At 73.9% G+C, this 25,894-nt stretch carries 24 protein-coding genes; 10 read left to right on the top strand and 14 right to left on the bottom strand.

Annotation, left to right across the window (positions count from 1 at the left end; all coding sequences use genetic code 11):
• Positions 1–46: 46 nt before the first annotated feature.
• The 4 genes from qcrB to ctaE form a co-directional block, all read right to left on the bottom strand.
• Positions 47–1,744, bottom strand: coding sequence for a cytochrome bc1 complex cytochrome b subunit (qcrB, locus tag ACQFYA_RS12265; protein WP_499124500.1), 1,698 nt, complete (start codon positions 1,742–1,744; stop codon positions 47–49).
• Positions 1,741–2,793 carry a cytochrome bc1 complex Rieske iron-sulfur subunit gene (gene qcrA, locus ACQFYA_RS12260; protein WP_499124498.1) on the bottom strand — a complete coding sequence of 351 codons (1,053 nt, stop codon included), beginning with the start codon at positions 2,791–2,793 and terminating at the stop codon, positions 1,741–1,743. The genes qcrB and qcrA overlap by 4 nt, the downstream gene beginning before the upstream one ends.
• The gene (qcrC, locus tag ACQFYA_RS12255) at positions 2,790–3,569 is read right to left on the bottom strand and encodes a cytochrome bc1 complex diheme cytochrome c subunit (protein WP_499124495.1); all 780 of its coding nucleotides are present in this window, start codon (positions 3,567–3,569) and stop codon (positions 2,790–2,792) included. The genes qcrA and qcrC overlap by 4 nt, the downstream gene beginning before the upstream one ends.
• A 68-nt stretch (positions 3,570–3,637) precedes the next feature.
• Positions 3,638–4,291 (bottom strand): aa3-type cytochrome oxidase subunit III, encoded by a 654-nt coding sequence (gene ctaE, locus ACQFYA_RS12250; RefSeq protein WP_499124493.1) that lies wholly within the window; start codon positions 4,289–4,291, stop codon positions 3,638–3,640.
• Between the two features lie 265 nt (positions 4,292–4,556).
• On the opposite strand from ctaE, the gene ACQFYA_RS12245 reads away from it, so the two are divergent.
• Positions 4,557–4,997: a response regulator gene (locus ACQFYA_RS12245; RefSeq protein WP_499124490.1), complete on the top strand. Its 441-nt coding sequence runs from the start codon at positions 4,557–4,559 to the stop codon at positions 4,995–4,997.
• 60 nt (positions 4,998–5,057) lie between these two features.
• Complete coding sequence (trpD, locus tag ACQFYA_RS12240; protein ID WP_499124487.1) at positions 5,058–6,125, top strand: anthranilate phosphoribosyltransferase; 1,068 nt, start codon at positions 5,058–5,060, stop codon at positions 6,123–6,125.
• Between the two features lie 49 nt (positions 6,126–6,174).
• Here the strand turns inward: trpD and ACQFYA_RS12235 are convergent, their stop codons facing one another.
• The 3 genes from ACQFYA_RS12235 to ACQFYA_RS12225 all read right to left on the bottom strand — a co-directional run bounded on the left by ACQFYA_RS12235 (position 6,175) and on the right by ACQFYA_RS12225 (position 10,166).
• On the bottom strand, positions 6,175–6,456 hold the full coding sequence (locus ACQFYA_RS12235; RefSeq protein ID WP_499124485.1) for an Lrp/AsnC family transcriptional regulator: 282 nt from the start codon (positions 6,454–6,456) through the stop codon (positions 6,175–6,177).
• Positions 6,450–8,249 carry a DEDD exonuclease domain-containing protein gene (locus tag ACQFYA_RS12230; RefSeq protein ID WP_499124484.1) on the bottom strand — a complete coding sequence of 600 codons (1,800 nt, stop codon included), beginning with the start codon at positions 8,247–8,249 and terminating at the stop codon, positions 6,450–6,452. Before ACQFYA_RS12230 ends, ACQFYA_RS12235 begins: the two co-directional genes overlap by 7 nt.
• A gap of 102 nt (positions 8,250–8,351) precedes the next feature.
• Positions 8,352–10,166 (bottom strand): AMP-dependent synthetase/ligase, encoded by a 1,815-nt coding sequence (locus tag ACQFYA_RS12225; protein WP_499124482.1) that lies wholly within the window; start codon positions 10,164–10,166, stop codon positions 8,352–8,354.
• 241 nt (positions 10,167–10,407) lie between these two features.
• Here ACQFYA_RS12225 and ACQFYA_RS12220 point away from each other — a divergent pair, with 241 nt between their 5' ends.
• Positions 10,408–11,352, top strand: a complete 945-nt coding sequence (locus ACQFYA_RS12220; protein WP_499124480.1) for an ROK family glucokinase — start codon at positions 10,408–10,410, stop codon at positions 11,350–11,352.
• A gap of 8 nt (positions 11,353–11,360) precedes the next feature.
• Here ACQFYA_RS12220 and ACQFYA_RS12215 read toward each other — a convergent pair whose 3' ends face one another.
• On the bottom strand, positions 11,361–11,915 hold the full coding sequence (locus ACQFYA_RS12215; protein ID WP_499124479.1) for a hypothetical protein: 555 nt from the start codon (positions 11,913–11,915) through the stop codon (positions 11,361–11,363).
• A 116-nt stretch (positions 11,916–12,031) separates the two neighbouring features.
• Between ACQFYA_RS12215 and ACQFYA_RS12210 the strand changes: the two genes are divergently transcribed.
• Complete coding sequence (locus ACQFYA_RS12210; RefSeq protein ID WP_499124478.1) at positions 12,032–12,757, top strand: lysophospholipid acyltransferase family protein; 726 nt, start codon at positions 12,032–12,034, stop codon at positions 12,755–12,757.
• A gap of 62 nt (positions 12,758–12,819) precedes the next feature.
• Here the strand turns inward: ACQFYA_RS12210 and ACQFYA_RS12205 are convergent, their stop codons facing one another.
• Entirely contained in the window at positions 12,820–13,383 is a 564-nt protein-coding gene (locus tag ACQFYA_RS12205) for a GNAT family N-acetyltransferase (protein WP_499124476.1), read from the bottom strand.
• A gap of 167 nt (positions 13,384–13,550) precedes the next feature.
• Between ACQFYA_RS12205 and ACQFYA_RS12200 the strand changes: the two genes are divergently transcribed.
• Entirely contained in the window at positions 13,551–14,777 is a 1,227-nt protein-coding gene (locus ACQFYA_RS12200) for a pyrophosphate--fructose-6-phosphate 1-phosphotransferase (protein WP_499124474.1), read from the top strand.
• Between the two features lie 32 nt (positions 14,778–14,809).
• Positions 14,810–16,174: a class II 3-deoxy-7-phosphoheptulonate synthase gene (locus ACQFYA_RS12195; protein WP_499124472.1), complete on the top strand. Its 1,365-nt coding sequence runs from the start codon at positions 14,810–14,812 to the stop codon at positions 16,172–16,174.
• Positions 16,175–16,219: 45 nt separating this feature from the next.
• On the opposite strand, the gene ACQFYA_RS12190 is transcribed toward ACQFYA_RS12195, so the two are convergent.
• Positions 16,220–16,984, bottom strand: a complete 765-nt coding sequence (locus tag ACQFYA_RS12190; protein ID WP_499124470.1) for a PASTA domain-containing protein — start codon at positions 16,982–16,984, stop codon at positions 16,220–16,222.
• On the bottom strand, positions 16,885–18,204 hold the full coding sequence (locus tag ACQFYA_RS12185) for a protein kinase domain-containing protein (protein ID WP_499124468.1): 1,320 nt from the start codon (positions 18,202–18,204) through the stop codon (positions 16,885–16,887). Before ACQFYA_RS12185 ends, ACQFYA_RS12190 begins: the two co-directional genes overlap by 100 nt.
• 50 nt (positions 18,205–18,254) lie before the next feature.
• Between ACQFYA_RS12185 and ACQFYA_RS12180 the strand changes: the two genes are divergently transcribed.
• Positions 18,255–18,668 carry an Rv2175c family DNA-binding protein gene (locus ACQFYA_RS12180; RefSeq protein WP_499124466.1) on the top strand — a complete coding sequence of 138 codons (414 nt, stop codon included), beginning with the start codon at positions 18,255–18,257 and terminating at the stop codon, positions 18,666–18,668.
• A gap of 45 nt (positions 18,669–18,713) precedes the next feature.
• On the opposite strand, the gene ACQFYA_RS12175 is transcribed toward ACQFYA_RS12180, so the two are convergent.
• Both ACQFYA_RS12175 and ACQFYA_RS12170 read right to left on the bottom strand, forming a co-directional pair.
• Positions 18,714–19,820, bottom strand: coding sequence for a polyprenyl synthetase family protein (locus ACQFYA_RS12175; RefSeq protein ID WP_499124463.1), 1,107 nt, complete (start codon positions 19,818–19,820; stop codon positions 18,714–18,716).
• 61 nt (positions 19,821–19,881) lie between these two features.
• On the bottom strand, positions 19,882–20,331 hold the full coding sequence (locus ACQFYA_RS12170; RefSeq protein ID WP_499124460.1) for a hypothetical protein: 450 nt from the start codon (positions 20,329–20,331) through the stop codon (positions 19,882–19,884).
• 401 nt (positions 20,332–20,732) lie between these two features.
• Between ACQFYA_RS12170 and ACQFYA_RS12165 the strand changes: the two genes are divergently transcribed.
• The 3 genes from ACQFYA_RS12165 to ACQFYA_RS12155 all read left to right on the top strand — a co-directional run bounded on the left by ACQFYA_RS12165 (position 20,733) and on the right by ACQFYA_RS12155 (position 24,327).
• A complete protein-coding gene (locus tag ACQFYA_RS12165) occupies positions 20,733–22,052 on the top strand; it encodes a DUF4192 family protein (protein WP_499124457.1) in 1,320 nt (439 codons plus the stop codon).
• A 9-nt stretch (positions 22,053–22,061) separates the two neighbouring features.
• Complete coding sequence (locus tag ACQFYA_RS12160; RefSeq protein ID WP_499124454.1) at positions 22,062–22,418, top strand: universal stress protein; 357 nt, start codon at positions 22,062–22,064, stop codon at positions 22,416–22,418.
• A gap of 316 nt (positions 22,419–22,734) precedes the next feature.
• Positions 22,735–24,327 (top strand): RNA polymerase sigma factor, encoded by a 1,593-nt coding sequence (locus tag ACQFYA_RS12155; RefSeq protein ID WP_499124452.1) that lies wholly within the window; start codon positions 22,735–22,737, stop codon positions 24,325–24,327.
• 89 nt (positions 24,328–24,416) lie between these two features.
• Here ACQFYA_RS12155 and ACQFYA_RS12150 read toward each other — a convergent pair whose 3' ends face one another.
• A complete protein-coding gene (locus ACQFYA_RS12150) occupies positions 24,417–25,844 on the bottom strand; it encodes an FAD-binding oxidoreductase (protein ID WP_499124450.1) in 1,428 nt (475 codons plus the stop codon).
• Positions 25,845–25,894: the final 50 nt, after the last annotated feature.

Raw genomic sequence — 25,894 nt, 5'->3', positions numbered from 1 at the left:
ACTCGGGGGAGGGGAGCGCGGGCCATCGTTCCAGCCTGCAGGAGACTCAGTGCTCCCGCTCGACGGTTCCAGACCCCGAGACCAGCTCGGGGGTGTCGTGGGCCGGCTCGAGCTCGTCGTGCTCGCCGTGAGCGTGCGCAGCCGCCAGCTCGGCGGGGGTGACGGGCTCGACGCGGTCCTCGTAGAAGAACTGCGACAGCTTCTGCCAGCGCTTGTCCTTCTTGTAGCCCTTGCGCTTGACGCCGCGGGCGTCGGTCGCGGGCTCGACCTCCAGGGGCCGGCGCGCCTCGAAGTTGACGCGCAGCCAGCGCTCCTGCTCGTCGAGCGGGCGGTGGACCTCGATGTACTCGCCGTTGGCGAACCGCACGATGCGTCCGGTCTCGTGGCCGTGCAGGACCAGCTCGCGGTCCTTGCGCTGCAGGCCGAGGCAGATCCGCTTGGTGATCCAGAAGGCGAAGACCGGCCCGACGAAGAACAGCACCCGGAAGACCCAGGTGATCGTGTTGATCGACAGGGCGAAGTGCGTCGCGATGAGGTCGTTCGACCCGGCCAGCGCCAGGATGACGAACGCCGTGAGGAACGCGACGCCCAGGCCGGTGCGGGTCGGGACGTTGCGCGGCCGGTCGAGCACGTGGTGCTCGCGGTGGTCGCCCGTCACCTTCGCCTCGACGAACGGGTACACGAACAGGAACGTGAACAGCAGGCCCGGGATGACGACCGCGGGGATCAGGATGTTCAGCGAGAGCGTGAAGTCGCCCCACGTGACGATCTCCGCCTGCCCTGGCATGAGGCGCAGCGATCCCTCGAGGAACAGCATGTACCAGTCCGGCTGGGCGCCCGCGGACACCGGTGAGGGGTCGTACGGGCCGTAGTTCCAGACGTTGTTGATCGCCATCGTGCCGCCCATGAGAGCGAGCACCCCGAAGATGATGAAGAAGTTGCCGCCCATCTTCGTGGCGAACGCCGGGACGGCCGGGTAGCCGACGACGTTCTTGTCGGTGCGACCGCCGCCCGGGTACTGCGTGTGCTTGTTCAGCACCATGAGGAACAGGTGTACGCCGATGAGCGCGAGGATCAGCGCGGGCACCAGGAGGATGTGCACCGTGAAGAGCCGCGGGATGATGTGCTCGCCCGGGAACTCGCCGCCGAAGACGAAGTACGAGAGGTACGACCCGATGATCGGGATCGACTTGATGACGCCGTCGGTGATGCGCAGGCCGTTGCCGGAGAGCACGTCGTCCGGGAGCGAGTAGCCGGAGAAGCCGGCCAGGAGGCTCAGGATCAGGAGCATCGTGCCGACGAGCCAGTTCAGCTCACGGGGCTTGCGGAACGCGCCCGTGAAGAAGACGCGCATCATGTGCACCACGATGCCGGCGACGAAGATCAGCGCCGACCAGTGGTGGATCTGCCGCATGAGCAGCCCGCCGCGCACCTCGAACGACATGTCGAGCGTCGACGAGAACGCCACGGACATCAGCTGCCCGTCCATCGTCGTCGGGGCGCCGTGGTGGGTCGTCAGCGCCATCGACGGGTCGAAGAACATCGCCATGAAGACGCCGGAGATGAGCAGCACGACGAACGAGAACAGCGCGATCTCGCCGAGCATGAAGGACCAGTGGTCCGGGAAGACCTTGCGGACGAGCTGCTTCGCGAGCACGCCCATCTTGGTCCGCTGGTCGAGGTAGTCCGCGGACTTGCCGATCAGCGTGGTCGGTTCTGCGGGGGAGGTAGTCGTGGTGCTCACTTCAGGCGCTCCCAGTAGCTCGGGCCGACGGGCTCGTTGAAGTCGTCCTCAGCCACAAGATACCCCTCGTCGTCGACGGTGATGGGGAGCTGCGGCAGCGGGCGCTTGGCCGGCCCGAAGACCACCTTGGCGCCGTCGGCGACGTCGAACGTCGACTGGTGGCACGGGCACAGCAGGTGGTGCGTCTGCTGCTCGTAGAGAGCGACAGGGCACCCCACGTGCGTGCAGATCTTCGAGTAGGCGACGATGCCGTCGTACGAGGCGCCCTCGCGGTGGTCGCGCTTGAGGTCGCGCGGGTCGAGGCGCACGAGCAGGACGACGGACTTGGCCTTCTCGCTGATCCACTCGTGGGTCTCGCGCTCCTCGGCCGGCACGTCGGGGATGACGTGCGCGACCGAGCCGACGGTGATGTCGGAGGCCTTGATCGGACGACCCGAGGGGTCGTAGGCGAGCCGGGTCCCGGACTTCCACAGCGTGTGGCGGAACTTGCCGACGTTCCAGTCGCCGCCGACGCTCGAGACGAGAGGCACGGCGATGGCCAGCGGGAAGAGGGCCAGCGCGGAGACGACGGCGCCCTTCAGCACGGGGCGGCGGGCGATGCCCGAGTCCTCGAGCCCGTCCTTGAACTGCTGCTGGACGACCTCGCGGACGTCTTCCGAGCTGGCGCTCGAGTGCCGCTCCTCCACGTACTCCTTGGCCGACATCAGGGTCTTGGCCCAGTGCACGGCTGCGAAGCCGATGCCGAACAGGGAGATGGCGAGCGCGACGCCGAGCAGGACGGTCGAGAGCCGCACGCCGGGCGTGGTGCCGTCGGGGCGGACGGCGAAGTACGCGACGAGAGAGCCGATCGTGCCGAGGCAGGAGATCGCGAACAGGATCGCGATGATCCGCTCGTTGCGCTTGGCCGCCCGGGTGTCCGTGTCGGCGAGGCGCGGGTGGTGGACCGGGACGCCGGGGTCGGCGAACCGGTCGGTCCGCGCGACGGTGCCGTCGCTGTCGTGCCGGGTCACGTCGTGGGACGGACCCTGGGGGTTCTGGTTCTCGCTCACGAGGACTTCGCTCCGATCCACACGGCGCCGCCGATGATCAGGCCGATGCCGATGATCCACGCCCACAGGCCCTCGCTGACGGGCCCGAGCGAGCCGAGGGTCAGGCCACCGGCCGAGCCCTGGTCCTGCTCGTCGAGGAACGCGATGATGTCGCGCTTCTCGTGAGGGGTGATGTTGGCGTCGTTGAACACCGGCATGGACTGCGGGCCGGTGAGCATGGCCTGGTACACGTTGCGGCTCGAGGTGTCCCACAGCGGCGGGGCGAACTTGCCCTCCGAGAGGGCACCGCCGGCGCCGACGGCGTTGTGGCACATCGCGCAGTTGGTGCGGAACAGGGCCATGCCGTTCGCGGCGTCACCCTTGCTCCCGTCCACCTGCTCGTCGGTGGGGATGGTCGGACCGGCGCCGAGCGACGCGACGTACGCGGCCAGAGCGGCGGTCTGCTCCTCGTCCATCTGGCGGGGCTTCGCCTCCGCCTGGGGGCCGTTCATCTGCATCGGCATCCGGCCGGTGGAGACCTGGAAGTCGACCGCGGCCGCGCCGACGCCGACGAGCGAGGGCGCCTGGGTGGTGCCCTCCGCGTTCGGGCCGTGGCAGGTGGCGCAGTTGGCCTGGAAGAGCTTCTTCCCGGTCTCGATGTCCGCGGTGCTGGCGGTGTCGGCCTGGGCCGGGCTCGGGGCCAGGGCGGCGTAGACGCCGCCCGTGACCAGCAGCGCCAGCAGCAGCAGCACGACCGGCGCCAGCCGGTGGTGCCTGCGGGCGGCGAGTGCCTTCACGAAATGATCCTCGTCTCGCAGATCGAAGGTGCAGGGTCAGGGCCGGCTCCGACGCCGGCCCGGGGGGTTCAGCGCAGGAGGTAGATGACGGCGAACAGGGCGATCCACACCACGTCGACGAAGTGCCAGTAGTAAGACGTGACGATCGCGGTGGTGGCCTCGTGGTGGCCGAAGTTCCGGGCGGCGAACGAGCGGCCGAGGAGGAACAGGAAGGCGATGAGGCCGCCGAGCACGTGGAGGCCGTGGAAGCCGGTGGTCAGGTAGAAGACCGAGCCGTACGGGCTGGAGGAGATGGTCAGGCCCTCGTGCACCAGCTCGGTGTACTCGAAGATCTGGCCGCCGATGAAGAACGCGCCCATCAGGTAGGTGAGGGTCATCCACTCGTGCATGCCCCACCTGCTCACCTGCAGGATGGAGCCGGAGCGCGACGGCTTGAACCGTTCGGCGGCCCACACGCCCATCTGGCAGGTGACCGACGACAGCACCAGCACGGTGGTGTTGATGGCCGAGAAGGTGATGTTGAGCTTGTCGGCCTGCGCGGTCCACTCCGCCTCGGGCATCACCGATCGGACGGTGAAGTACATCGCGAAGAGGCCCGCGAAGAACATGAGCTCGCTGGCGAGCCAGACGATCGTCCCGACCGACACGGGGTTCGGACGGTTGACGCTCACGTGCTGGTGGGCATGGGGGGCAGCAGCCGTTGCGGTCGACACGACAGCCATTATGGCCGATATACGGCCGGTTCGAGCCACTCGAACGGGCGCTGCGCCAAGTCGACGTCCACAGAATCTGCGGAAACCCGCCACTCTGCCGCTACGAGATGACGCGAGGTCGCAGAGTGCCAGTAAAAGACCACGTTCGGCGGCTGCCCGAGGTGACGGGAGTGTGCCACGATGCCAGCAAACGGCGACGGCCGGCGGCGGTGCGGCCGCTCCCGGGCGCCGAGTCCGTGCCCGGTGCCGTGCACGTCCGCGAAGGGGAGCCTCGATGACGGATCAGACGACGGAACGCCCGACCACCGCGGTGACGCCGACCGCCCCGACCCGGGGGCCGCGCGTCCTGCTGTACAGCGACGACCGGACGGTGCGCGAGCACGTGCGCACGGCCGTCGGCCCGCGCCTGCGCGCCCACGCGCCCGAGATCGCCTGGGCGGAGGTCGCGACACCGGCGGCGCTGATCGCCGCGGCCGACCGCGGCGGGTGGGACATGCTCGTCCTGGACGGCGAGGCGGACAAGTCCGGGGGGATGGGCCTGTGCCGGCAGCTCAAGAACGAGGTGTACCGCTGCCCGCCGGTCCTGGTCCTCACCGGCAGGCCGGACGACGGATGGCTAGCATCGTGGTCGCTCGCCGACGCCGTGGTGGCGCGGCCGCTCGACGCGATCGAGCTGCAGCGCACCGTGGCCGGCCTCCTGACCGCTGCAGCCTGACCCGCCGCGGGGCGCCACGTCCCGTCGGAGGGTGCCGGGCACCGAACCGAAGGGACCTCCGTGGCCTCCAACGACCCGGCCTCCGACCTGACCTGGCCCGGCATCCTCACCGAGCTGGTCGCCGGGCGCGACCTGACCGCCGCCGACACGGCGTGGGCCATGGACGAGGTCATGTCGGGCGAGGTGTCGCCCGCGCGTCTGGCGGGCTTCCTCGTGGCCCTGCGGGCCAAGGGAGAGACGGTGGGGGAGCTCACCGGCCTGGCCGACACGATGCTCGCCCACGCACGCCGCTTCAGCGTGCCCGGCCCGACCGTCGACATCGTCGGCAGCGGCGGCGACCGCGCCCACACCGTGAACATCTCGACCATGGCCGCGGTCGTCGTGGCGGGCGCCGGCATCCGCGTGGTGAAGCACGGCAACCGGGCGTCCTCGTCCTCGTCCGGCTCGGCCGACGTGCTGGAGGCCCTGGGCGTCAGGCTCGACCACGGCCCCGAGCGGGTGGCCGCCCTGGCGGAAGAGGTCGGGATCACCTTCTGCTTCGCGATGGTCTTCCACCCGTCGTTCCGGCACGCGGGCGTCGCGCGCAAGGAGCTGGGCATCGCCACCGCGTTCAACTTCCTCGGGCCGCTGACCAACCCCGCCCAGCCGCGCGCCACGGCGGTCGGGGTGGCGGACGCTCGCATGGCACCGCTCGTCGCCGGGGTCTTCGCCACCCGCGGCACCACGGCGCTGGTGTTCCGGGGTGACGACGGCCTGGACGAGCTGGCCGCGACCGGCGGGTCCACGATCTGGGAGGTCCGCGAGGGCCGGGTCACCGAGTCGCGTCTGGACGCGGTCGCCGAGCTCGGCCTGCGCCGGATCGAGGTCGGCGACCTTCGCGGTGCCGACGCCGCCTACAACGCGGGCGTGGCCCGCGACGTCCTCACCGGCGTCGACCACGGACCGGTGCGCGAGACCGTGCTGCTCAACGCCGCTGCGGCGATCGTGGCGGACGGGACCCTGCCGGGGACGGGCTCGGGGTCGCTCGCCGACCGCCTCGCGGCCGGGTTCGGGCACGCCGCACGCAGCGTCGACGACGGCGCCGCCGCGGCAGTGCTGGAGCGCTGGGTGACCGCGACCCGCGCCTGAGCGGCGGCCGCGCCTGTGGGGTCCCGACAGGCTCGACCGGCGCGGTGTCTCAGTCGTCGAGGCCGATGGCGAAGGCCTGCTCGAGGTCGACGTTCGAGTACGCCCGGAAGGCGATGAGGGTCTCCGTGCGGACCACGCCCGGCACCTTGGAGATGCCGTCGGCGATGACGTCGGCGAGGGTCTCGTGCTCGCGCACCCGCACCATGGCGACCAGGTCGGCCTTGCCGGTGACGGAGTAGACCTCGCTGACCCCCTTGATGTCGGTGACCTGGGTGGCGACCTCGGGGATCTGGTCGGCCTCGGTGTCGATGAGCACGATCGCGGTCAGCATGCCGTCATCGTAGCCACGGCCGCAGCCTCCGTGTCGTGGTCGGCGCCCGCCCCGGGCCCGTCCCAGAGCTCGGCGACCGTCGTCGAGACCGCCGCCAGGTCCGCGTGCGCGGCGGCGGAGCGGACCGGGCACGACCACGGGCGGCTCACGTGCACCAGGCGCACCCCCGGCTCCTCCAGCCACGCGAGCACGAGCCCCGCCTCCTCCGGGTGGCACGCGGGGGCGGGAGGGACCGGCGGCGCGACGTCCTCCGCCGTCGCACGGAGGGCGTCCACGACCGGCAGCGGGTCCTCGTCCGGGCCCGTGACGGCCGTGGCGGCCAGGCGGGCGTGCTTGACGACGACGAGCTCCCAGCCGCCCGCGACCGTGGGCCGGGCGGCCACGAGCTCGGCGCACCGGGCCAGGGGGTCGAGCCGTTGGGCGCGGGCCGCGCCCTGAACGAAGGCGCGCAGCCGGTGCGTCACGCGACCGGCCTCCTCGAAGCGCTCCTGGGCCGCGAGCCTCGCGACCCGGGCGGCGAGCGCGTCGACGACGACGGACGGGTCGGCGGTGAACGCGGTCCGCGCCGCGGCCGCGACGTCGTCGTACCCCACGTCGGCGGCGTCCGTGGCGGTGCAGGGCGCGGAGCAGCGGCCCATGCCCGCCAGGGCGCACGGGCTGCCGGCGGCCCGCGCGACGCGCGGGAGGCGGGCGGTGCACTGGCGCAGCGGCAGCGCGTCGTGCAGGGCGTCGACGGCGGCCAGGGCGGTCCGGCGCGACGTGTAGGGGCCGATGTGCGGGGTGCCCGCCCGCACGTCACGCACGACCGAGAGCCGGGGGTAGGCCTCGTCGGTGAGCCGCACCCACGTCTGGCGCTCCGGGTGCTTCGACCGGCGGTTGTACCGCGGGGCGTGCTCGGCGATGAGGCGCAGCTCGCGCACCTGCGCCTCGAGCGGTGTCGCGCACACGACGGGCGTGACGGCCTGCGCGATCCGCACCATCTCCGTGATGCGGCCGCGCTTCTCCGCGGCGGTGAAGTACGACCGCACGCGCTTGCGGAGGTTCGTCGACGTCCCCACGTACAGGACCTCGTCCCCGGGCCCCCGGAAGAGGTAGACGCCGGGCGCCTCGGGCAGCCCGTCGGCCAGGGTGCGCTTGCGGCGCACGTCGGGCGGCACCGGGTCGGCCGCGGTGGCGAGGTCCTCGAGATGGGTGATCCCGAGGGGCGCGAGCCGCTCGAGGAGCGCGTGCAGCACGTCCACCGTCGCGCGGGCGTCCGCCAGGGCGCGGTGCTCGGGCGTCACCCTGGCGCGGAACAGCGCGGCGAGGGTCGACAGCTTGTGGTTGGGCGCCTCGTCGCGCGTGACGACGCGCCGCGCGAGGGGGACGGTGTCGACCACCCGGAACCCCGGCCAGTCGTAGCCGAGCCGGTCGCACGCCGCCCGGAGGAAGCCGACGTCGAACGGCGCGTTGTGCGCCACCAGCACGGCGTCCCGCGCGAACTCCAGGAAGCTCGGCAGCACGAGGTCGAGCGCGGGAGCGGTGGCGACCATGGCGGTCGTGATGCCCGTGAGCCGGGCGATGAAGGCCGGGACCGGGTGGCCGGGGTCGACGAGCGACTGCAGCTCGCCCAGCACCTCGCCCCCGCGCACCTTCACGGCGCCGATCTCCGTGATGCCGCCGTCCGCCGCCCGGCCGCCGGTGGTCTCGAGGTCGACCACGACGAACGTGACGTCGCGCAGCGAGGTGCCGAGGTCCTCGAACGAGGGCTGGACCGCGGCGGGGGCGGGCGCGGCGGGGGTGGTGCTCGGCATGCGGGGACCGTAGCGACGGCCACCGACACGGGCTGCCCGGACAGGGCTCGAGCCCGCCGAGACGGGTCTCGACGGGCTCGACGGGCTGGACCGCGGAGCGGGTCAGCCCGCGGACTTCTGCCGGGTGTCGACGTACAGGTCGTCGATCTCCTGGGCGAAGTCCTTGACGAACACGTGCCGGCGCACGCTCTGCTTGGGCGTCAGGTACCCGTTCTCGACGGTGAGGTCGCCCGGGAGCACCGAGAACTTGCGGATGGACTCGGCCTTCGACACGGCCTGGTTGGCCCGCGTGACGGCGGTGTCGAGCGCGGCGAGCACGTCGGGGTCGGTGGCGGCCTGCGCGGGCGTGAGCTCCGGCTTGTCGTGCATCTTCAGCCAGCCCGGGAGTCCCTCGGCGTCGAGCGTGACGAGCGCGGCGATGAACGGGCGGTTGTCGCCCACGACGACGCACTGGCTCACGAGCGCGTGCGCCCGGATGCGGTCCTCGAGGAGGGCGGGGGCGACGTTCTTGCCGCCGGCCGTCACGATGATCTCCTTCTTGCGGCCGGTGATCGTGAGGAAGCCGTCGTCGTCGAGGGCGCCCAGGTCGCCGCTGCGGAACCAGCCGCCCTCGTCGAACGCCTCGGCGGTCGCCTGCGCGTTGTTGTGGTAGCCCTTGAAGACCTGGATGCCGCGGAGCAGGACCTCGCCGTCCGGGGCGATCTTCACGCCGCAGCCGGGCAGCTGCGGCCCGACCGACCCGATCTTGGTGGCCTCGGGCCGGTTCACGCTGGTGGGCGCCGTGGTCTCCGTGAGGCCGTAGCCCTCGAGGATGATGAGGCCGATGCCGCGGAAGAAGTGGCCGAGGCGCTCGCCGAGGGGGCCGCCGCCCGAGACGGCGTACTGCGCCTGCCCGCCGAGCACGGCACGGAGCTTCGAGAACACCAGGGTGTCCGCGACCTTGTGCTGCAGGCGGAGCCACAGGGACGGGCCGGACGCCGAGTCGAGGGCCCGCGAGTACTCGATGGCGGTCGCGGCCGCCCAGTGGAAGATCTTGAGCTTGCCGCCCGCCGCGGCGCTCTGCTCCGCGGCGTTGTAGACCTTCTCGAAGACGCGCGGCACCGCGAGGATGTACGTGGGCTTGAACGCGCCGAGGCCCGCGGTGACGGTCTTGAGGTCGGCCCAGTGGCCCAGCACCGTGCCGCTCGCGATCGCGAGGATCTCGACGTACCGGGCGAACACGTGCGCCAGCGGCAGGAAGAGGAGCGTGCGGCCGCCGTCCTTGAACACGTCGGGGACCGCGGCGACCGCGTTCACGGCGAGCAGGGACAGGTTGCCGTGGGTGATCTCGGCGCCCTTGGGGGTGCCGGTGGTGCCGGACGTGTAGATGAGCGTCGCGACGTCCGCGAGGCCGGCGAGGCCGCGGCGGCGCGCGATCTCGTCGTCGCCCACCTCGGCGCCGGCGGCGGTGAGCTCGGCGATCGCGCCGCTCTCGATCTGCAGGACCTCGCGCAGCGCCGGCGCGCGGTCGGCGACCTCGGCGACCGTGGCGGCGAGCCCGGCGTCCTCGACGACGAGCAGCGTGATCCCCGAGTCCGTGAGGATCCACTCGACCTGCTCCGCCGACGACGTCTCGTAGATCGGGACGGGGACCGCGCCCGCCGCCCAGGCGGCGAAGTCGAGGAGGGTCCACTCGTAGCGGGTGTGCGACATGATCCCGACCGGGTCGCCGGGCTGCACGCCCCGGGCGACGAGGCCCTTGGCCACGGCCACCACCTCGGCGTCGAACTGCGCGGCCGTGACCGGCTGCCAGCCGTCGCCGGAGGGGCGTTCGGCGAGCGTGGCACGCGGGTCGCTCGCCACGCGGGTGGCGAGGAGGTCGTTGAGGTTCGACGTCGCAGGCAGCTCGACTGCCTGCGGGATGGTGATCTCGTCCATGCTGACTCCATCGTCCACTGAGTGCATTGGCCAGGGGTTCGTTCCCCGGCCGTCACGATACCGGGTCTCAGGCGAGGTCCGGGACACGGTTCGGTGACGAACGCGCGTCGCACCGCCGCGGCAGGGGTGGATACTCTGTCCTTGCGCGCACCGCGCGCCCCCGAGCCGCCCCGGCGACAGGGTGACAGGGTGACGCGCTGCGTGGACGCGGCGTCCCGACACATGAACGCGAGGTTCCTGCATGCACGCCATCGGAGTCGACATCGGCGGCACGAAGATTGCCGTGGGTGTGGTGGACGAGGCGGGCAGGATCCTCGCGAAGGTGCGGCGCGACACCGTGGCGGACGACGTCACCGACATCGACCGGGCCATCGCGGACGCGTGCACGGAGCTGGCCAAGGAGCACGAGGTCAGCGCGATCGGCCTCGCCGCGGCGGGCTTCGTCAGCCCGGACCGGCGCTCCGTCCTGTTCGCGCCGAACATCGCCTGGCGCGAGTACCCGCTGGCCGAGCGGATCGAGAGCCTGCTCGACCTGGACGTCCCGGTGGTCGTGGAGAACGACGCGAACGCCGCCGGCTGGGCCGAGTTCCGGTTCGGGGCCGCCCGCGAGGCGACCGACATGCTCATGCTGACCGTCGGCACCGGGCTCGGCGGCGCGATCGTCGTGGACCGCGAGCTCGTGCGCGGCAAGTGGGGCGTGGCCGCGGAGGTCGGCCACATGCGCGTCGTGCCGGGCGGCCACTACTGCGGCTGCGGGCACGAGGGCTGCTGGGAGCAGTACGCGTCCGGCACGGCCCTCGTGCGCGACGCCAAGCAGGCCGCGATCGCGCAGCCGGAGCGCGCGGCCCGGCTGCTGGAGCTCGCCGGCGGCGAGCCGTCCGGCATCGGCGGCCCCCACGTCACGAAGGCCGCCCAGGAGGGCGACGGCCTCGCGGTCGAGCTGCTCGGCACGCTCGGCCGGTGGATCGGCGAGGGCTCGGCGTCGGTCGCGGCCCTGCTCGACCCCGAGCTGATCGTCATCGGCGGGGGCGTGGGCGCGGCCGGGGACCTGCTGCTGCTGCCGGTGCGCAAGGCCTACGAGGCGCAGCTGTCCGCCCTGGGCCATCGCCCGGTCGCGCAGATCGAGCTCGCCGAGCACGGGAACGAGGCGGGCATCATCGGCGCCGCCGACCTCGCCCGCCGCTGACGGGCGGGTCAGACGACGGCGCCGGTGCCGTCGTCGTCGGGGTCGCGGTGGTGCGGCATCCGCCAGAGCAGGACGCCGAGCCCCACGAGGAACAGCCCGCCCGCCACCGGCCCTGACCAGGCGGGCAGTCGGAGCGCCGGCACCGCGGCGCGCACGACGACGCCCAGCACGACGAGCACCGGGATCCCGACCACGAGCGACCAGGCGAGCGTCAGGAGCGGGTCGCGCGAGAGCACGGGCTCGGGGTCCGGCGGCGTAAAGTGAGACTCAGTCTCTTCCAGGTCCTCGACGTCCGGGGTGACCGGCCAGTCGCGAGGCCCGCTGCCGGTCGTCCGCGCCGCCTCGGCGGAGGTGTCCGGCGTGCTGTCGGGCGTGCCCTCCGGCGCTGCGTCCGCGTCGGCGTCCGCGGGGCCCGCGCCGTCGGACGTGGACGTGCCGTCGGCGTGGGGCTCGTCGAGCGGGCCCAGCTGCGCGATGATGTCCGCCCAGCGTGCCTCGACGGCGTCGTCGGGCAGGTCGTCGTCCGGCAGGTCCGGTTCGGCGTCCGGGTTCGGTGCGGGCATGGGTTCACTCTATTGTCGTGGGCGATGCTTCGTGTCGGCGGTCTCGCCGTCGGCGCCACGGCCCGTGACCGGCGGTCCGCTGACCGGGGCGCTGGCGACACTGGCAAGGAGGACAGTTGTTCTACTGGGTGATGAAGAACGTGCTGGTGGGGCCGTGGCTCCGGCTGGCGTTCCGCCCCTGGACGAAGGGGGTCGAGAACATCCCGTCCTCGGGCCCGGCGATCCTGGCGAGCAACCACCTCGCAGTCATCGACTCGTTCGTGCTCCCGCTGGTGCTCGACCGGCAGGTCCAGTTCCTGGGCAAGTCGGACTACTTCACCGGCGGGGGGGTGCGCGGACGCCTCGTGGCGGGCTTCATGCGCGGCGTCGGCACGATCCCCGTGGACCGGTCCGGCGGCAAGGCCAGCGAGGCCGCGCTCCGGACCGGGCTGCGCGTGCTCGACGAGGGCGACCTGTTCGGCATCTACCCCGAGGGCACGCGCAGTCCCGACGGACGCCTGTACCGCGGCAAGACCGGCGTGGCCCGGCTCGCGCTCGAGTCCGGCGCGCCCGTGATCCCCGTCGCGATGGTCGGCACCGACGTGGCGCAGCCCCTCGGCCGGGCGATCCCGAAGCCGATGCCCATCGGCATCGTCATCGGCGAGCCGCTCGACTTCAGCCGCTACCGCGGGATGGAGAACGACCGGTTCGTGCTGCGTTCCGTGACCGACGAGATCATGTACGCCGTGCTGCGGCTGTCCGACCAGGAGTACGTGGACGTGTACGCCGCCACGATGAAGGCGCGCCTCGCCACCGCGGCGCAGCACCCCGCGCCGCCCGAGGAGCCGGACGCCGGCGCCTGACGGGGGCGCCGGCCTCCCGCTTCGTCAGCACGTCAGCACGTCGGCACGTCGGCAGGTCAGCCTCAGGCGGCCGTCAGCCGGAGCCACGTGTCCGGCGGCAGCTCCGGCCGGCCGGGCACCGCCCGGTGCTCGAGCGTCCAGTCCTCGCCCGCGACGCAGGCCGCGACCCGCGGCCAGAACGCTGCCGCGCCGGTGTTGGCGTCCTGGAACGCCACCTCCCACGGGCCGGGGACGTCGCGCAGCACGGCCGCCGCGACCTCGAGCCCGACGCCGGACCGGCGGGCGGCCCGCGCGACGAAGAACGCGGACAACACCCGCACCGGTGCGTCGAGTCCCCGGACCAGGGCGAACGCCGCCGGCCGGTCGTCGAGGGACGCGAGGTGGGCCCGCCAGACCGGGACCTCGGCGTCGTCGCGGCCGAGGTCGTCGAGGGCCGCGCGCAGCCGTTCGTCCCGGAAGCGTCCGTCGGGGCGGGGCAGCTCTCCCGTGACCGCGGACAGGTCGTGGCGGAAGAGCAGCCACAGCCGCTCGAGGACGTCTCGGTCGGCCGGGCCGGCGCGGCGGACGCGGGGACGGGGCACGGAGGTGGTGGGCCCCGGCGTCGCCGGGGATGTCGGTGTCGTCATGCGCAAGAGCCTCCCGGCGCCGGACGGCGGGGAGGCTCGGGCACATCATCTCACGGGCGGGCCGGCCGGGACGCGTCCCGTTCGCCCGGCGGACGGGCGGGGCCAGGCACCGCCGGTGCTCCTAGGATGGGAGGGCTCCCGTCCCCCACCGAGAGGTAGCCCCTGTCATGTCGGTTCGTCGCGTGGCTCTCCTGACCGCCGGCGGCTTCGCGCCCTGCCTGTCCTCCGCCGTCGGCGGCCTCATCGAGCGCTACAAGGAGCTCGACCCGTCGATCGAGATCATCGCCTACCAGTACGGCTACCACGGGCTCCTCACGGGCACGAAGATCGTGATCGACGAGGAGGGCCGCAAGCAGGCCGGCATCCTGCACCGCTTCGGCGGCTCGCCGATCGGCAACTCGCGCGTGAAGCTCACCAACGCCGCGGACTGCGTCAAGCGCGGCCTCGTCGAGGAGGGGCAGAACCCGCTGGAGGTCGCGGCCGAGCGGCTCAAGGCCGACGGCGTGGACGTGCTGCACACCATCGGCGGCGACGACACGAACACCACCGCCGCCGACCTCGCCGCCTACCTGCACGACAACGGGTACGAGCTCACCGTGGTCGGACTGCCCAAGACGATCGACAACGACGTGGTGCCGATCCGTCAGTCGCTCGGCGCCTGGACGGCTGCCGAGGAGGCCGCGGGCTTCGCCGCGAACGTCATCGGCGAGCACCGCTCCGGCCCGCGCATGCTCATCGTGCACGAGGTCATGGGCCGCCACTGCGGCTGGCTCACCGCGGCCGCCGCGAAGGAGTACCGGAAGTGGCTCGACGCGCAGGAGTGGGCACCCGCCCTCGGCCTGACGCGCGAGCGCTGGGACGTGCACGCCGTCTTCCTGCCGGAGCTCGAGATCGACATCGACGCCGAGGCCGCGCGCCTGCGCGCCGTCATGGACGAGATCGGCAACGTCAACATCTTCCTGTCCGAGGGCGCGGGGATGAACGAGATCGTCCAGCAGCTCGAGGCCGCCGGCGAGGCGGTGCCGCGCGACCCGTTCGGGCACGTCAAGCTCGACACCATCAACCCGGGCCAGTGGTTCGCCCAGCAGTTCGCGGAGAAGCTGGGCGCCGAGAAGGTCATGGTGCAGAAGTCCGGCTACTACTCGCGCGCCGCGGCCGCGAACGCCGAGGACCTGCGTCTCATCAAGTCGATGACCGACCTGGCGGTCGAGTGCGCGCTGCGCGGCGAGCCCGGCGTCATCGGCCACGACGAGGAGGACGGCGACCGCCTCAAGGCGATCGCGTTCCCGCGCATCGCCGGCGGCAAGGCGTTCGACGTCTCGGTGCCGTGGTTCAGCGAGATCCTCGAGGGCATCGGCCAGCCGCTCGTGCCCGCGAAGCCCGCCGCGCACTGACGACCCGGCCACCAGAGGCAGGAGCAGCCCGCATGACCACCGCCGTCGACACCGTGGCGCCCGGGAGCGACCCCGAGGGCCTGGACCGGTTCCGTACCCTCGAGGCGCGCCAGCAGCCCGTGTGGCCGGACGCCGAGGCGCTCGCGGCGGTGGCGGGCCGGCTCTCCGAGGCGGCGCCCCTCGTGGTGCCGGCGGAGGCCAGGCAGCTCACGGAACGTCTCGCCGCGGCCGGCCGCGGCGAGGCGTTCCTCCTGCAGGGCGGCGACTGCGCGGAGACGTTCGCCGACGCGAACGCGACCCGGATCCGCAACAAGATCCGCACCATCCTGCAGATGGCCGTCGTGCTCACGCACGGCGCGAGCACGCCCGTCGTGAAGATGGGCCGGCTCGCGGGGCAGTACGCCAAGCCGCGGTCGTCGGACCTGGAGACGCGTGACGGTGTCACGCTTCCCGCCTACCGCGGCGACATGGTCAACGGGCACGAGTTCACGCCCGGGTCCCGCACGCCCGACCCGGTGCGGCTGGAGCAGGCGTACCGGATCTCGTCGGCGACGGCGAACGTCGTGCGCGCGTTCACGCAGGGCGGCCACGCCGACCTGCGGCGCGTGCACGAGTGGAACCGCGGGTTCATGCGCAACCCGGCCTACGCGCGGTACGAGCGCACGGCCGCCGAGATCGACCGGGCGATCCGCTTCATGGAGGCCTGCGGGGCGGACTTCGACGCCCTGCGCTCCGTCGAGTTCTACCTGAGCCACGAGGCCCTCATCCTCGACTACGAGCGGGCGCTCACGCGGGTGGACGGCCGCTCCGGCGAGGCGTACGCGACGTCGGCGCACTTCCTGTGGATCGGCGAGCGCACCCGGCAGCTCGACGGGGCGCACGTCGAGTTCCTCTCCCGCGTCGCCAACCCGATCGGGGTCAAGCTCGGCCCCACGACGTCGGCCGACGACGCGCTCGCCCTGGCGGCGCGGCTCAACCCGGGCAACGCCCCGGGGCGCCTGACGTTCGTCACGCGCATGGGAGCCGGCAAGGTGCGCGACGTGCTGCCCGGGGTGGTCGAGAAGGTCACGGCCGCCGGCGTGGCCGTCACCTGGGTGACCGACCCGATGCACGGCAACACGATCACGTCGGACAGCGGCTACAAGACGCGGCGGTTCTCCGACGTCCTCGACGAGGTGACCGGCTTCTTCGAGGTCCACCGCGCCCTGGGCACCGTGCCGGGCGGGCTGCACATGGAGCTCACCGGCGACGACGTCACCGAGGTGCTCGGTGGCAGCGAGGAGATCGACGACGCCGGCCTCGCGCTGCGGTACGAGACGCTGGTCGACCCTCGCCTCAACCACCAGCAGTCGCTCGAGATGGCCTTCCGCGTGGCGGAGATGCTCACGAGCTGGTGACGCGCGCCCCCGGGCGGCGTCGGGCGGGACCGCGTCGGGCGTGGGCTACCAGACCGTGAGCGTGACGGTGCTGCCCTTCGGTGCCCTGCCGGTGGTGTCCTGGAAGCGGACCGTGTCCAGCAGGCCGCCCAGGTAGGTGTTCTCCTCGACCTGGAAGCCTGCCTTCTCGAGCGCCTTGCGGGCCGCGTCGGAGCGCCTGCCCACGACGTCCGGCACCTCGACGAGCGGCGGTCCCTGCGAGATCGTCAGCGTCACCGTGTCGGTGCGGTGCGCGGTGGCGCCCTGCTCCGGGTCCTGCGACAGCACGTGGCCCTTCGGGACGTCCTCGGAGTACTCCGGGTCGCCGATCTCGACGACGAGCCCGAGCCCCTCGAGGTCCGTGACGGCGGCGTCCTTCTCCCTGCCCACCTCCTGCGGCACCTGCACCGGGGCGGGCCCCTCGGAGACCGTGAGGGTCACGACCGTGTCGTGCCGCTGGCGGGAGCCCTCCTCGACCGAGACGTCGAGGACCTCGCCGCTCGGCACCTCGTCGTCGTACGCGCGCGTGGGCGAGCCGACGGTGAAGCCCGCGTCCTCCAGGGCCGACGTGGCGTCCTTCCGGCCGGCACCCACCAGGTCACCGGGCACGGTGAGCATCTGCACGCCCCGCGACACCACGACCTCGACGGAGCCGTCGGTCCGCACCCGGTCGCCTGGGGCGGGCACGGTGGTCACGACGGAGCCCTTCGGGACGTCGTCGTCGAACGCGCGGCTCGTGGTGGTGTCGAGACCCGCCTGCCCGAGGGCCGTGCGGGCGTCGTCGGCCGACACCCCGGCGACGCCGGACGGGACGGAGGTCCACGCGCCGGGACCGTCGGCGAACCACCACCAGGTGCCCAGACCGCCGCCGGCCAGCAGGATCGCCAGGACGAGCGACCAGGCGACCGCACGGCGGCGCCGGGAGGGGCGCCGGTAGGTCTCCGTGGGCTGCTCGACCAGCCGGTCCGTGGGCTGCGACGGCGCGCTCGCGGAGACCTCCTGGAAGAACGCGGTGGGGATCTCATCGACCGCGTCCGTCCCCTCGGAGTCCTCCGCGTCGCCGGCGGCGTCCGCGCCGTCGGCCGGGTCGGGCTCGGCGGCGGGGGCGGGTGGCTGGGCGCGGCGGTCGAGCGCGTCGGCGTCGAGGACGCGCGGAGCGCCTCGACGGCGTCGAGCGCCGCCCCCGCGTCGGACGGGCGCAGCTGCGGGTCGCGCGCCGTGAAGGACGCGACCAGCGCGTCGACGCCGGCGGGGAGCCAGTCGGCGCGGTCCGACGGGGCGGGGTGGTCCTCGTGCACGTGGTGGAACGCCACCTGGATCGGGGTCTCGCCGGCGTAGGGGAGCGTGCCGGTCACCAGCTCGTACGCGAGCACGCCGACGGCGTACACGTCCGTGCGCGCGTCGCAGCGTCCGCTCGTGATGACCTCGGGTGCGAGGTACGCGACGGTGCCGAGCACGGTGCCCGTGGCGGTCGTGGTGACCTCCGTCACGGCCCGGGCGAGCCCGAAGTCGGCCACCTTCACGCGGCCCCCCGAGGCGGGGTCGCCGTCGCCGACGACGAGCACGTTCTCGGGCTTGACGTCGCGGTGTACCAGGCCCTTGCGGTGGGCGGCGGCGAGCGCGGCCAGCACCTGCGCCAGGACGTCGAGCGCGCGGCCCAGCGTGAGGGCGCCGGAGTCGTGCAGCTCGCGGCGCAGGTTGGTGCCGGGCACGTACTCCATCGCGAGGTAGCTGGTGTCGCCGTCGACGCCCTGGTCGTAGACGGCGACCACGCCCGGGTGGCTGAGGCGCGCGGCGGCCCGCGCCTCGCGGCGGAACCGCGACACGAAGGCGGCGCCGTCGACGCCGTCCGCGAGGTGCGGGTGCATCACCTTGACGGCGACCTCGCGGTCGAGGCGGCGGTCGGTGGCGCGGTAGACGGTGGCCATGCCGCCCCGGGCGACGCGCGCGACGATCTCGTACCGCCCGTCGACCAGGCGGCCGAGCATCGGGTCGGTCGTCGTGATGGCCACGCGACGAGTGTAGGGGCGCCGCACCGCCGGGGCCCCGTAGGCTTGCCCGTGTGAGCGACACCGCACCCTCCCAGCCCGACCGACCCGACGACCGCACCGCGCTCGAGGCGCTCGTGGGCGAGTGGCTGACCCTGCCCGACGTCGCCGAGGCGCTCGGGATCGAGGTGAAGAAGGTGCGGCGCCTGATCGCCGAGCGGTCGCTCGTCGGGATCAGGCGCGGCGAGCGGAACATCTTCCAGGTGCCCGCCGCGTTCCTCGTCACCGAGGAGGCCGAGGACCGCGCGCGGCACGTGCTGGGCACCCTGCGCGGCACCGTGCTCGTCCTCGGCGACGTCGGGCTCGACGACGCCGGGATCCTGCGCTGGCTGTTCGAGACGGAGCCGTCGATCGGCCGCCCGCCGATCGAGGAGCTGCGCGCGGGCCGGCGCGCGGAGGTGCGGCGGGTGGCGCAGGCGCTGCTCTGACGCGACGCCCGGCGACGCCGGGGGACACCCCGCGGACGAGGGCCCTCAGGCGGCGCGGTCGACGGCGGCGCGCGCCAGGTCCAGCAGCACGTCCCGGCCCGGCTCGGCGAGGTCGGCCGCGGCGAGGCTGTCGAGCCCGCCGCCCGCCAGGGACCCGATGAGGGTCTCGACGCCGTCGAGAGCGCCGGAGCCCGCGATCACGCCGCGGAGCCGCTCCACGGTCTCGTCGTCCAGGTCAGGGTCCCCGAGGTGCGCGACGAGGAGGTCGCGGTCCGCGGGGCCCGCCGCCGCCATGGTGCGGGCTACGAGGACGGTGCGCTTGCCCTCCCGCAGGTCGTCCCCGGCGGGCTTGCCGGTGACCGAGGGGTCCCCGAAGACGCCGAGCACGTCGTCGCGGAGCTGGAACGCCTCGCCGAGCGGCAGCCCCGCGGCGGAGATCGCGTCCACCTGGGCGGGCGCGGCCCCGGCGAGCACCGCGCCCAGGACGAGCGGTCGCTCCACCGAGTAGCGCGCCGACTTCGCGCGCAGCACGGTCCGGGCCCGCTCCTCGTCGGCGGCCGGGTCCAGGCCCCACGGCTCGGCCTGCACCAGGACGTCGAGGTACTGGCCGACGACCACCTCGGTCTGCATCGCGTCGAACAGCGCCCGACCTGCGGCCGCCCGCCCGGCGGGCAGGTCCGCGGCGGCGGCGGCGATCTCCCGCTGGCACGCCACGAGGCACAGATCGCCCAGCAGGATGGCGGCGGACGTGCCGAACCGCTCGGCCGACCCGGCCCAGCGCGCGCCCGCGTGGCGGGCCTCGAAGGCGCGGTGGGCGGTGGGCTCGCCGCGGCGCGTGTCGGACGCGTCCATGACGTCGTCGTGCAGCAGCGCGGCCGCCTGGAACAGCTCGAGAGCGGCCCCGACCCGCACCACGGCGTCCCGCTCGACGCCGTCCGCCGCGCCGCCGTGGGCGCGGTAGGACCAGTAGCAGAACGCCGCGCGCAGACGCTTGCCGCCGCGCAGCAGCACGGCCGCCTGGTCGGTCAGGGCGGTGGCCGCCGCGCCGATGGCGCCGACCTCCTGCGCGAGCCCCACGAGGTGCCGCTCGACCTGGGCGTCGACGTCGTGGCGGAGGTTCTCGAGGTCGACCAGGGACGAGGCGGTGGGCATGCCGACAGCCTAGGCGACCAGCGGGGACGTCCGGCCGCGGGGCGACCCCGCCGGGTCCGGGTCAGCCGACGACGACGGAGCCGCTCACCGTCACCAGTCGGCGCTCGCCGTCGTCGAGGACACCGAGGGTGATCGACTCCATGACCGGGTCCGCGTCCTTCTTCCCCTTCGGGGTGGTCTCGCGGCCGAAGGTGGTCTGCGCCGTGAGGCCCGAGTACGTCTGTGCGCCCGACTCCTCGAAGCCGGCCTTGCCCAGGCGCTTCGCGAGCTGGTCGATGACCTGCTGGGCGCTCCGCGTGGTGCTCAGGTTGAGCGTCACGTCGGTGAGGCTGCCCTCGCCCGGGGTCGCCGAGCTGGCGAGCACCGTGGCGTCCTCGGGGGCGCCCAGGAGGTTCTTCGGGAAACCCTTCGCGTACCCGCCGACCGCGGTGTCCGGGTCGAACGTCGGCAGGGCCGTGGCGTCGCTCGGCTCGGGTGTCGCGGGTGCGCCGGTCTCGCCGGTGCCGCGCACCCCGATGCCCGAGCCGTCCTGCCCGGTCGCGGAGACCTCGTCGTCGGGGGAGTCGGCGCTGCCGAGCAGGCCGCAGCCCGACAGCGCGAGCAGAGCCGTGAGGGCCGCGGCGGCGGCGCCGCGGCCGCGCGATCCGTGCCCCGTGCCTCGTGACCCCGAGCCCCGTGACCCCGAGCCCCGTGGGCAGGTCGGGAGGAGCGCGGGTGGCGGCGGAGCAGAGGCACGGCGCCCACCGTAGCGGCACCGGAGGTGGCCCTGCGGCGGCAACGGTGACGCGAACGCCGTGCGTACGTCGGACGCGCCCGCGGCGGTCGTGGCCGCGAACCTGCCCCCAGCCGCCGCCGCGCGCGCGGCGTCCACAGGGCGATCCGGGGTGCCGCGCGACCGGGTGGGATCGGCGCATGGACACCGCATACGTCACCCATCGCGGCGGGGAGCCGGCCTCCCCGTTCGACCCACCCGTCGTGCTCCGCTCCTCCCGCGACCTGCTCGCGGCCGTGCCCTACCTGCTGGGGTTCCGCCCCCGCGAGTGCTGCGTGGTCGTCTGCGTCACGGACCAGGGGCAGGTCGGCCTCGTCGCCCGGACACCGCTGGACGACCACGCCGCCCGGGGACCCGACGGTGCCGACCTCGACGCGCGCACCGTCGCGCGGGCCGCCGGTCGGGTGGCCGCGCGCCTCGCGCTCGTGGTCCTGTACACGGCCCGCCCGGACGCGGAGGTCGGGCCGTGCGCGGCGGCGGTGGGCGAGGCGTTCGACGAGGTCCTGGGCGGCGCGGTCGACGTCGAGAGCTGGCTGGTGTCGCCCCACGGCTACCGCGGCCTCGACTGCAGGGACGGCGCGTGCTGCCCGCCCGGCGGTCGCCCGGTCGGCGAGCTCGAGCACGGCGAGCTCGGTGCGGCCTTCGTGGTGGCGGGCCGCGCGATCGCGGGCTCGGAGGAGGAGGCGCACCGGATCGTCCGGGCGCCCGCCGCCGTGCGGGACCGGGCTGCGAAGGCGGCCGCCCGGGCGGACCGGGCCCGCGCCGAGACGCAGGCCGACGGGCGCGACGGGCGCGACGGGCGCGACCGGAGTGACGGGGGCGGTGCCGCGCTCGGACGGTGGCGGGCCGAGGCGTACGCGACCTGGTGCGACCTCGTGCGGGAGGCGGCCATCGAGCTGCGGGCGTGTGCGCCCGGGGTCGACCCGAGCCTCCCGCCGGCCCGACTGGGCCGGCTGGCGGCGGCGCTCGCCGACGTGCCGGTGCGGGACGCCGTCCTGCTGTCGCTGGTGCCCGACGCCCGCGAGGCGGCCGACGCCACGGTGGGCCTGGGCCGAGGGAGGTCCGGGGCGGACCCGGGCGCCGCGGGCGTCGGGTGCGGACCGGCGGGGGACGTGGAGGCCGCCACCGCGCGGGCGATCGCGCGGGTCGTCGACCCGCGGGTCGGTGTTCCGCCGGACGCCGCGACGGCCGCGGCGGCGCGGCTCGTGCTCGAGCAGGTGGTGGGCGCCGCCCCGTTCCGGTGGCACGCTCCGCCGCTCGCCCTGCTGGGATTCCTGGCGTGGTGGCGCGGCGAGGGGTGGCTCGCCGCGCGACGGGTGCGCGAGGCCGTCGCACAGGACCCGGAGCACCGCCTCGCCGGCCTCCTCGCCGGGGTGCTGCGGGCGGCGGTGCCGCCCGGCTGGGTGAGCGCGTCGCGGGCACCGGCGCCGGCCGGTGTGGCCGGGCCCACCGTCGGGTAGCGTGCCCCCATGGCGATCGTCGTCGGACTCTTGAGCACGGCCGAAGGACAGGCGGCACTCGCCGCAGCGAAGCGCGAGGCACGCGAGCGGTCCGTCCCGCTCACGGTGGTCGTGACCAGGGACGACGACGGCGTCCAGACACGGGCGGTCGAGGAGGACCTGACGGCCTCTGGGCTCCCGTTCTCCGTCGTCGGCGGTACCGGAGACCTGGCCGAGGACCTGGTGCGGACGGCGCAGGAGGCCGGGGCCGAGCTGATCGTCGTCGGGCTGCGGCGCCGCAGCCCCGTCGGCAAGCTCATCCTCGGCTCGGGCGCCCAGCGCATCCTCCTCGAGGCGCCCTGCCCGGTGCTGGCGGTCAAGCCGTGACGATGTCCGCCGCGTCCGCCGCGCCCGGGCGTGCAGGTGTGACGCTTGCGACGGTCGGCGCCCCCGTGGCCCCGTGGCCGGGGGGGTCGAGACCCGCCGACGCGCCCGGTCCCGCGGGAATCTTCGCGGCGTCCCGTGCGTTGTGCCAGCGTCGGTCAACGGACGACGCGGGTGCGGAGAAGGGCGGGGAAGCCTGAGGTGCCCCACCGTCGCGGTTGTCGCCGGTACAATAGAGGTGTCCGCATGAGCCACGACAGTCCGAGTCGGAGGCCTTGACCGCGGAGCACCGCACCCTCGAATGCCGAAAGGTCGGTTTGTGGCGTCCACTGCGCAGAACCCTGCACTTCCCCGCGAGTTCGAGCACCCTGCCCTGCAGGGGCTGCTTGCTCGCGGCACCGCCGACGGTCGGGTCGCCGCCGAGAGCTTCCGCTCGGCCTGCGAGGACGCGGCCGTGGGGGACCCGAAGCGCCTGAAGGCGGTGCTGCGCGCGTTCGCGACCGCCGGTGTCGAGATCGGCGTGCCCGTGGCCACCAAGGTCGCCGCGGCGAGCACCAGCCGGAGCACGACGACGCGGGCCAAGGCGCCCGCGACGCGGGCCGCGAGCGCGGTGAAGACCTCCACCACGACGTCGGCGTCCGCCGCCGAGGGTGACGAGGCCGAGACCTCGTCGGCCAAGAAGCCGGCGGCGAAGTCGGCCGCGAGGTCGACCGCGGCCAAGGCGACGAAGACCGCCCGCGGACGGAAGGCCGCGTCGAAGGACGAGCCCACCCCGGACGGCATCGAGGACGTGGAGCTCGAGGACGCGAACGACGCCGACGACGAGCAGGAGAACGAGGCCACCGGGCGCTCGGTCGCCTCGAAGGGCGTCAGGGCCGCCGGCAAGGACGGCAAGGGCGAGGACGAGGAGACCGGCTTCGTCGTCTCGGACACCGACGACGACGACCAGCCCGCGCAGCAGGTCGTCACGGCCGGCGCCACCGCCGACCCCGTCAAGGACTACCTGAAGCAGATCGGCAAGGTCGCGCTGCTGAACGCGGAGCAGGAGGTGGAGCTCGCGAAGCGCATCGAGGCCGGCCTGTTCGCGGAGGAGCGCCTGTCCAAGGACTACGCCGACTGGGACAAGTCGAAGGCGAACGCCGACGAGCGCCGCATGTACCGCGACCTCCGGTGGATCGCGCACGACGGCAAGCGCGCCAAGAACCACCTGCTCGAGGCCAACCTGCGCCTGGTCGTCTCGCTCGCGAAGCGCTACACGGGCCGCGGAATGCTGTTCCTGGACCTGATCCAGGAGGGCAACCTCGGTCTGATCCGCGCCGTCGAGAAGTTCGACTACACCAAGGGCTACAAGTTCTCGACGTACGCCACCTGGTGGATCCGGCAGGCGATCACCCGCGCCATGGCCGACCAGGCCCGCACCATCCGTATCCCGGTGCACATGGTCGAGGTCATCAACAAGCTGGCCCGCGTGCAGCGCCAGATGCTCCAGGACCTGGGGCGCGAGCCCACGCCGGAGGAGCTGGCCAAGGAGCTGGACATGACCCCCGAGAAGGTGGTCGAGGTCCAGAAGTACGGCCGCGAGCCCATCTCGCTGCACACCCCGCTGGGCGAGGACGGCGACAGCGAGTTCGGTGACCTCATCGAGGACTCCGAGGCGGTCGTCCCGGCGGACGCCGTGAGCTTCACGCTGCTGCAGGAGCAGCTGCACCAGGTGCTCGACACCCTGTCGGAGCGCGAGGCGGGCGTGGTCTCCATGCGCTTCGGCCTGCAGGACGGTCAGCCCAAGACGCTCGACGAGATCGGCAAGGTCTACGGGGTCACGCGCGAGCGGATCCGGCAGATCGAGTCCAAGACGATGTCGAAGCTGCGGCACCCGTCGCGCTCCCAGGTGCTGCGCGACTACCTGGACTGAGCCCGCGCAGGTCGCGAGAGCCCCGGTACCGGATCTCCGGTACCGGGGCTCTCGTGCGTCCGGACGTGTCGAGGTCACCGCCGGCGGGGTCAGGCCGCGGGGGCGTCGTCCACGAGGTCCCAACGGGCGGACGGGGCGAGCACGCCGTCCGGGTCGAGCTGGTGACGCAGCGCCACCAGGCGCCCGTACGTCGGGCCGTAGGCCCGGTGCACGAGGGAGGCGGCGACGGCGTCGCGCGGGCCGGCGAAGTTCAGCAGGGCGCCGCCGGTGCTCCACGGCGACATCGTGTCGCTCACCCGCTGGAGCTGGTCGGCGATGTCCGGGGGGCCGACCGGCGCGCCGAGCGCCCCCAGGAACAGGGTGAAGGAGGCGTCCCGGCCGCCGACGGCGTTCGGCACCCCGGCGGGCCGGGCGACGGCGCCGCCCAGCAGGCGGATCTCGGCGGCGAGCACGGGGGAGCCGGCCGGCACGGCGCCGAGGAACGCGTCGACGGCCTCCTCGGTCAGCGTGTGGAGCAGCCCGCCGCGGTCGACCAGCGGCATCGGCGTGTCCGGGTCGGCGTGGACCTCGCCGATCCGCGCGTACGGCAGGTCGCCGACCGTGTCGAGGACGGGCGTCGCCACCTGGCGCAGCGTGTCGACCAGCGGGTCGGGGGCGCCGAGGTCCCCGTCGCGCACGTAACGGACGACGAGCAGGGCGCGGCCGCGCAGCGGCTCCGGCACCTCCGGCATCGGCGGCAGGTTCATCCGGGCCACGGAGGTCGAGACGTCCTCGGGGAGGTGGGCGATCTCGGCGCGCCACCGGTGCAGCACGGCCGGGGCGTCGTCGACGTCGAACCAGAGCGTCCCGGCGCGCACGGTCTCGAGCGGGAACAGGGCGAACGTCATCGACACCACGACGCCGAACGCGCCGCCGCCGCCGCGCAGGGCCCAGAACAGGTCCTCGTGCTGGGTCGGGGTCGCGGTGACGAGGTCGCCGGCGGCGGTGACCACGTCGATGGAGCCGACGTGGTCGGCGGCGAAGCCGAAGGTGCGGGCCAGCGGGCCGAGGCCGCCGCCGAGCGTGTAGCCGACCACCCCGACGTGGGGCGACGACCCGCACAGGCCGCCGAGCCCGTGGGCCGCGCCGGCCGTGAGCACGGCCTGCCACGCCACGCCGGGCCCGACGGTGGCCGTGCGGGCGGCCGGGTCGACGTCGAGGCGGTCGAGGGCGGACACGTCGAGGAGGACGTCGTCCGGCCCCGTGGCCGCGGCGCTGTGGCCGGTGGAGCGGACGCCGACGCGGAAGCCGTGGTCCGCGGCGGCGCGGACCGTCGCGACGACGTCCTCGGGCGACGTCGCGCGCACGACGAGCGCGGGCTGGTGGGCCAGCGCGAGGTTGAAGCCGGGGAGCGCGGCGTCGTACGCCGGGTCGCCGGGCAGGATCACGTCGCCGTCGAGCGAGGGGGCGAGCAGCGCCGCGAGGCCGGCGGCGTCGGAGAGGTCACGGGCGGGCGCGGAGGGGACGGAGCTGGACATCGGGTTCTCCCTGGGGTCGGGTTGGTGCCGAGAAGAGGGAGGTGCCCGCG

Origin of the sequence: Promicromonospora sp. Marseille-Q5078 (assembly GCF_050315395.1) — a bacterium.
Classification (GTDB): domain Bacteria; phylum Actinomycetota; class Actinomycetes; order Actinomycetales; family Cellulomonadaceae; genus Isoptericola.
The sequence above is the reverse complement of the archived record's forward strand: the minus strand, read 5'-3'. Positions and strand labels throughout refer to the sequence as shown.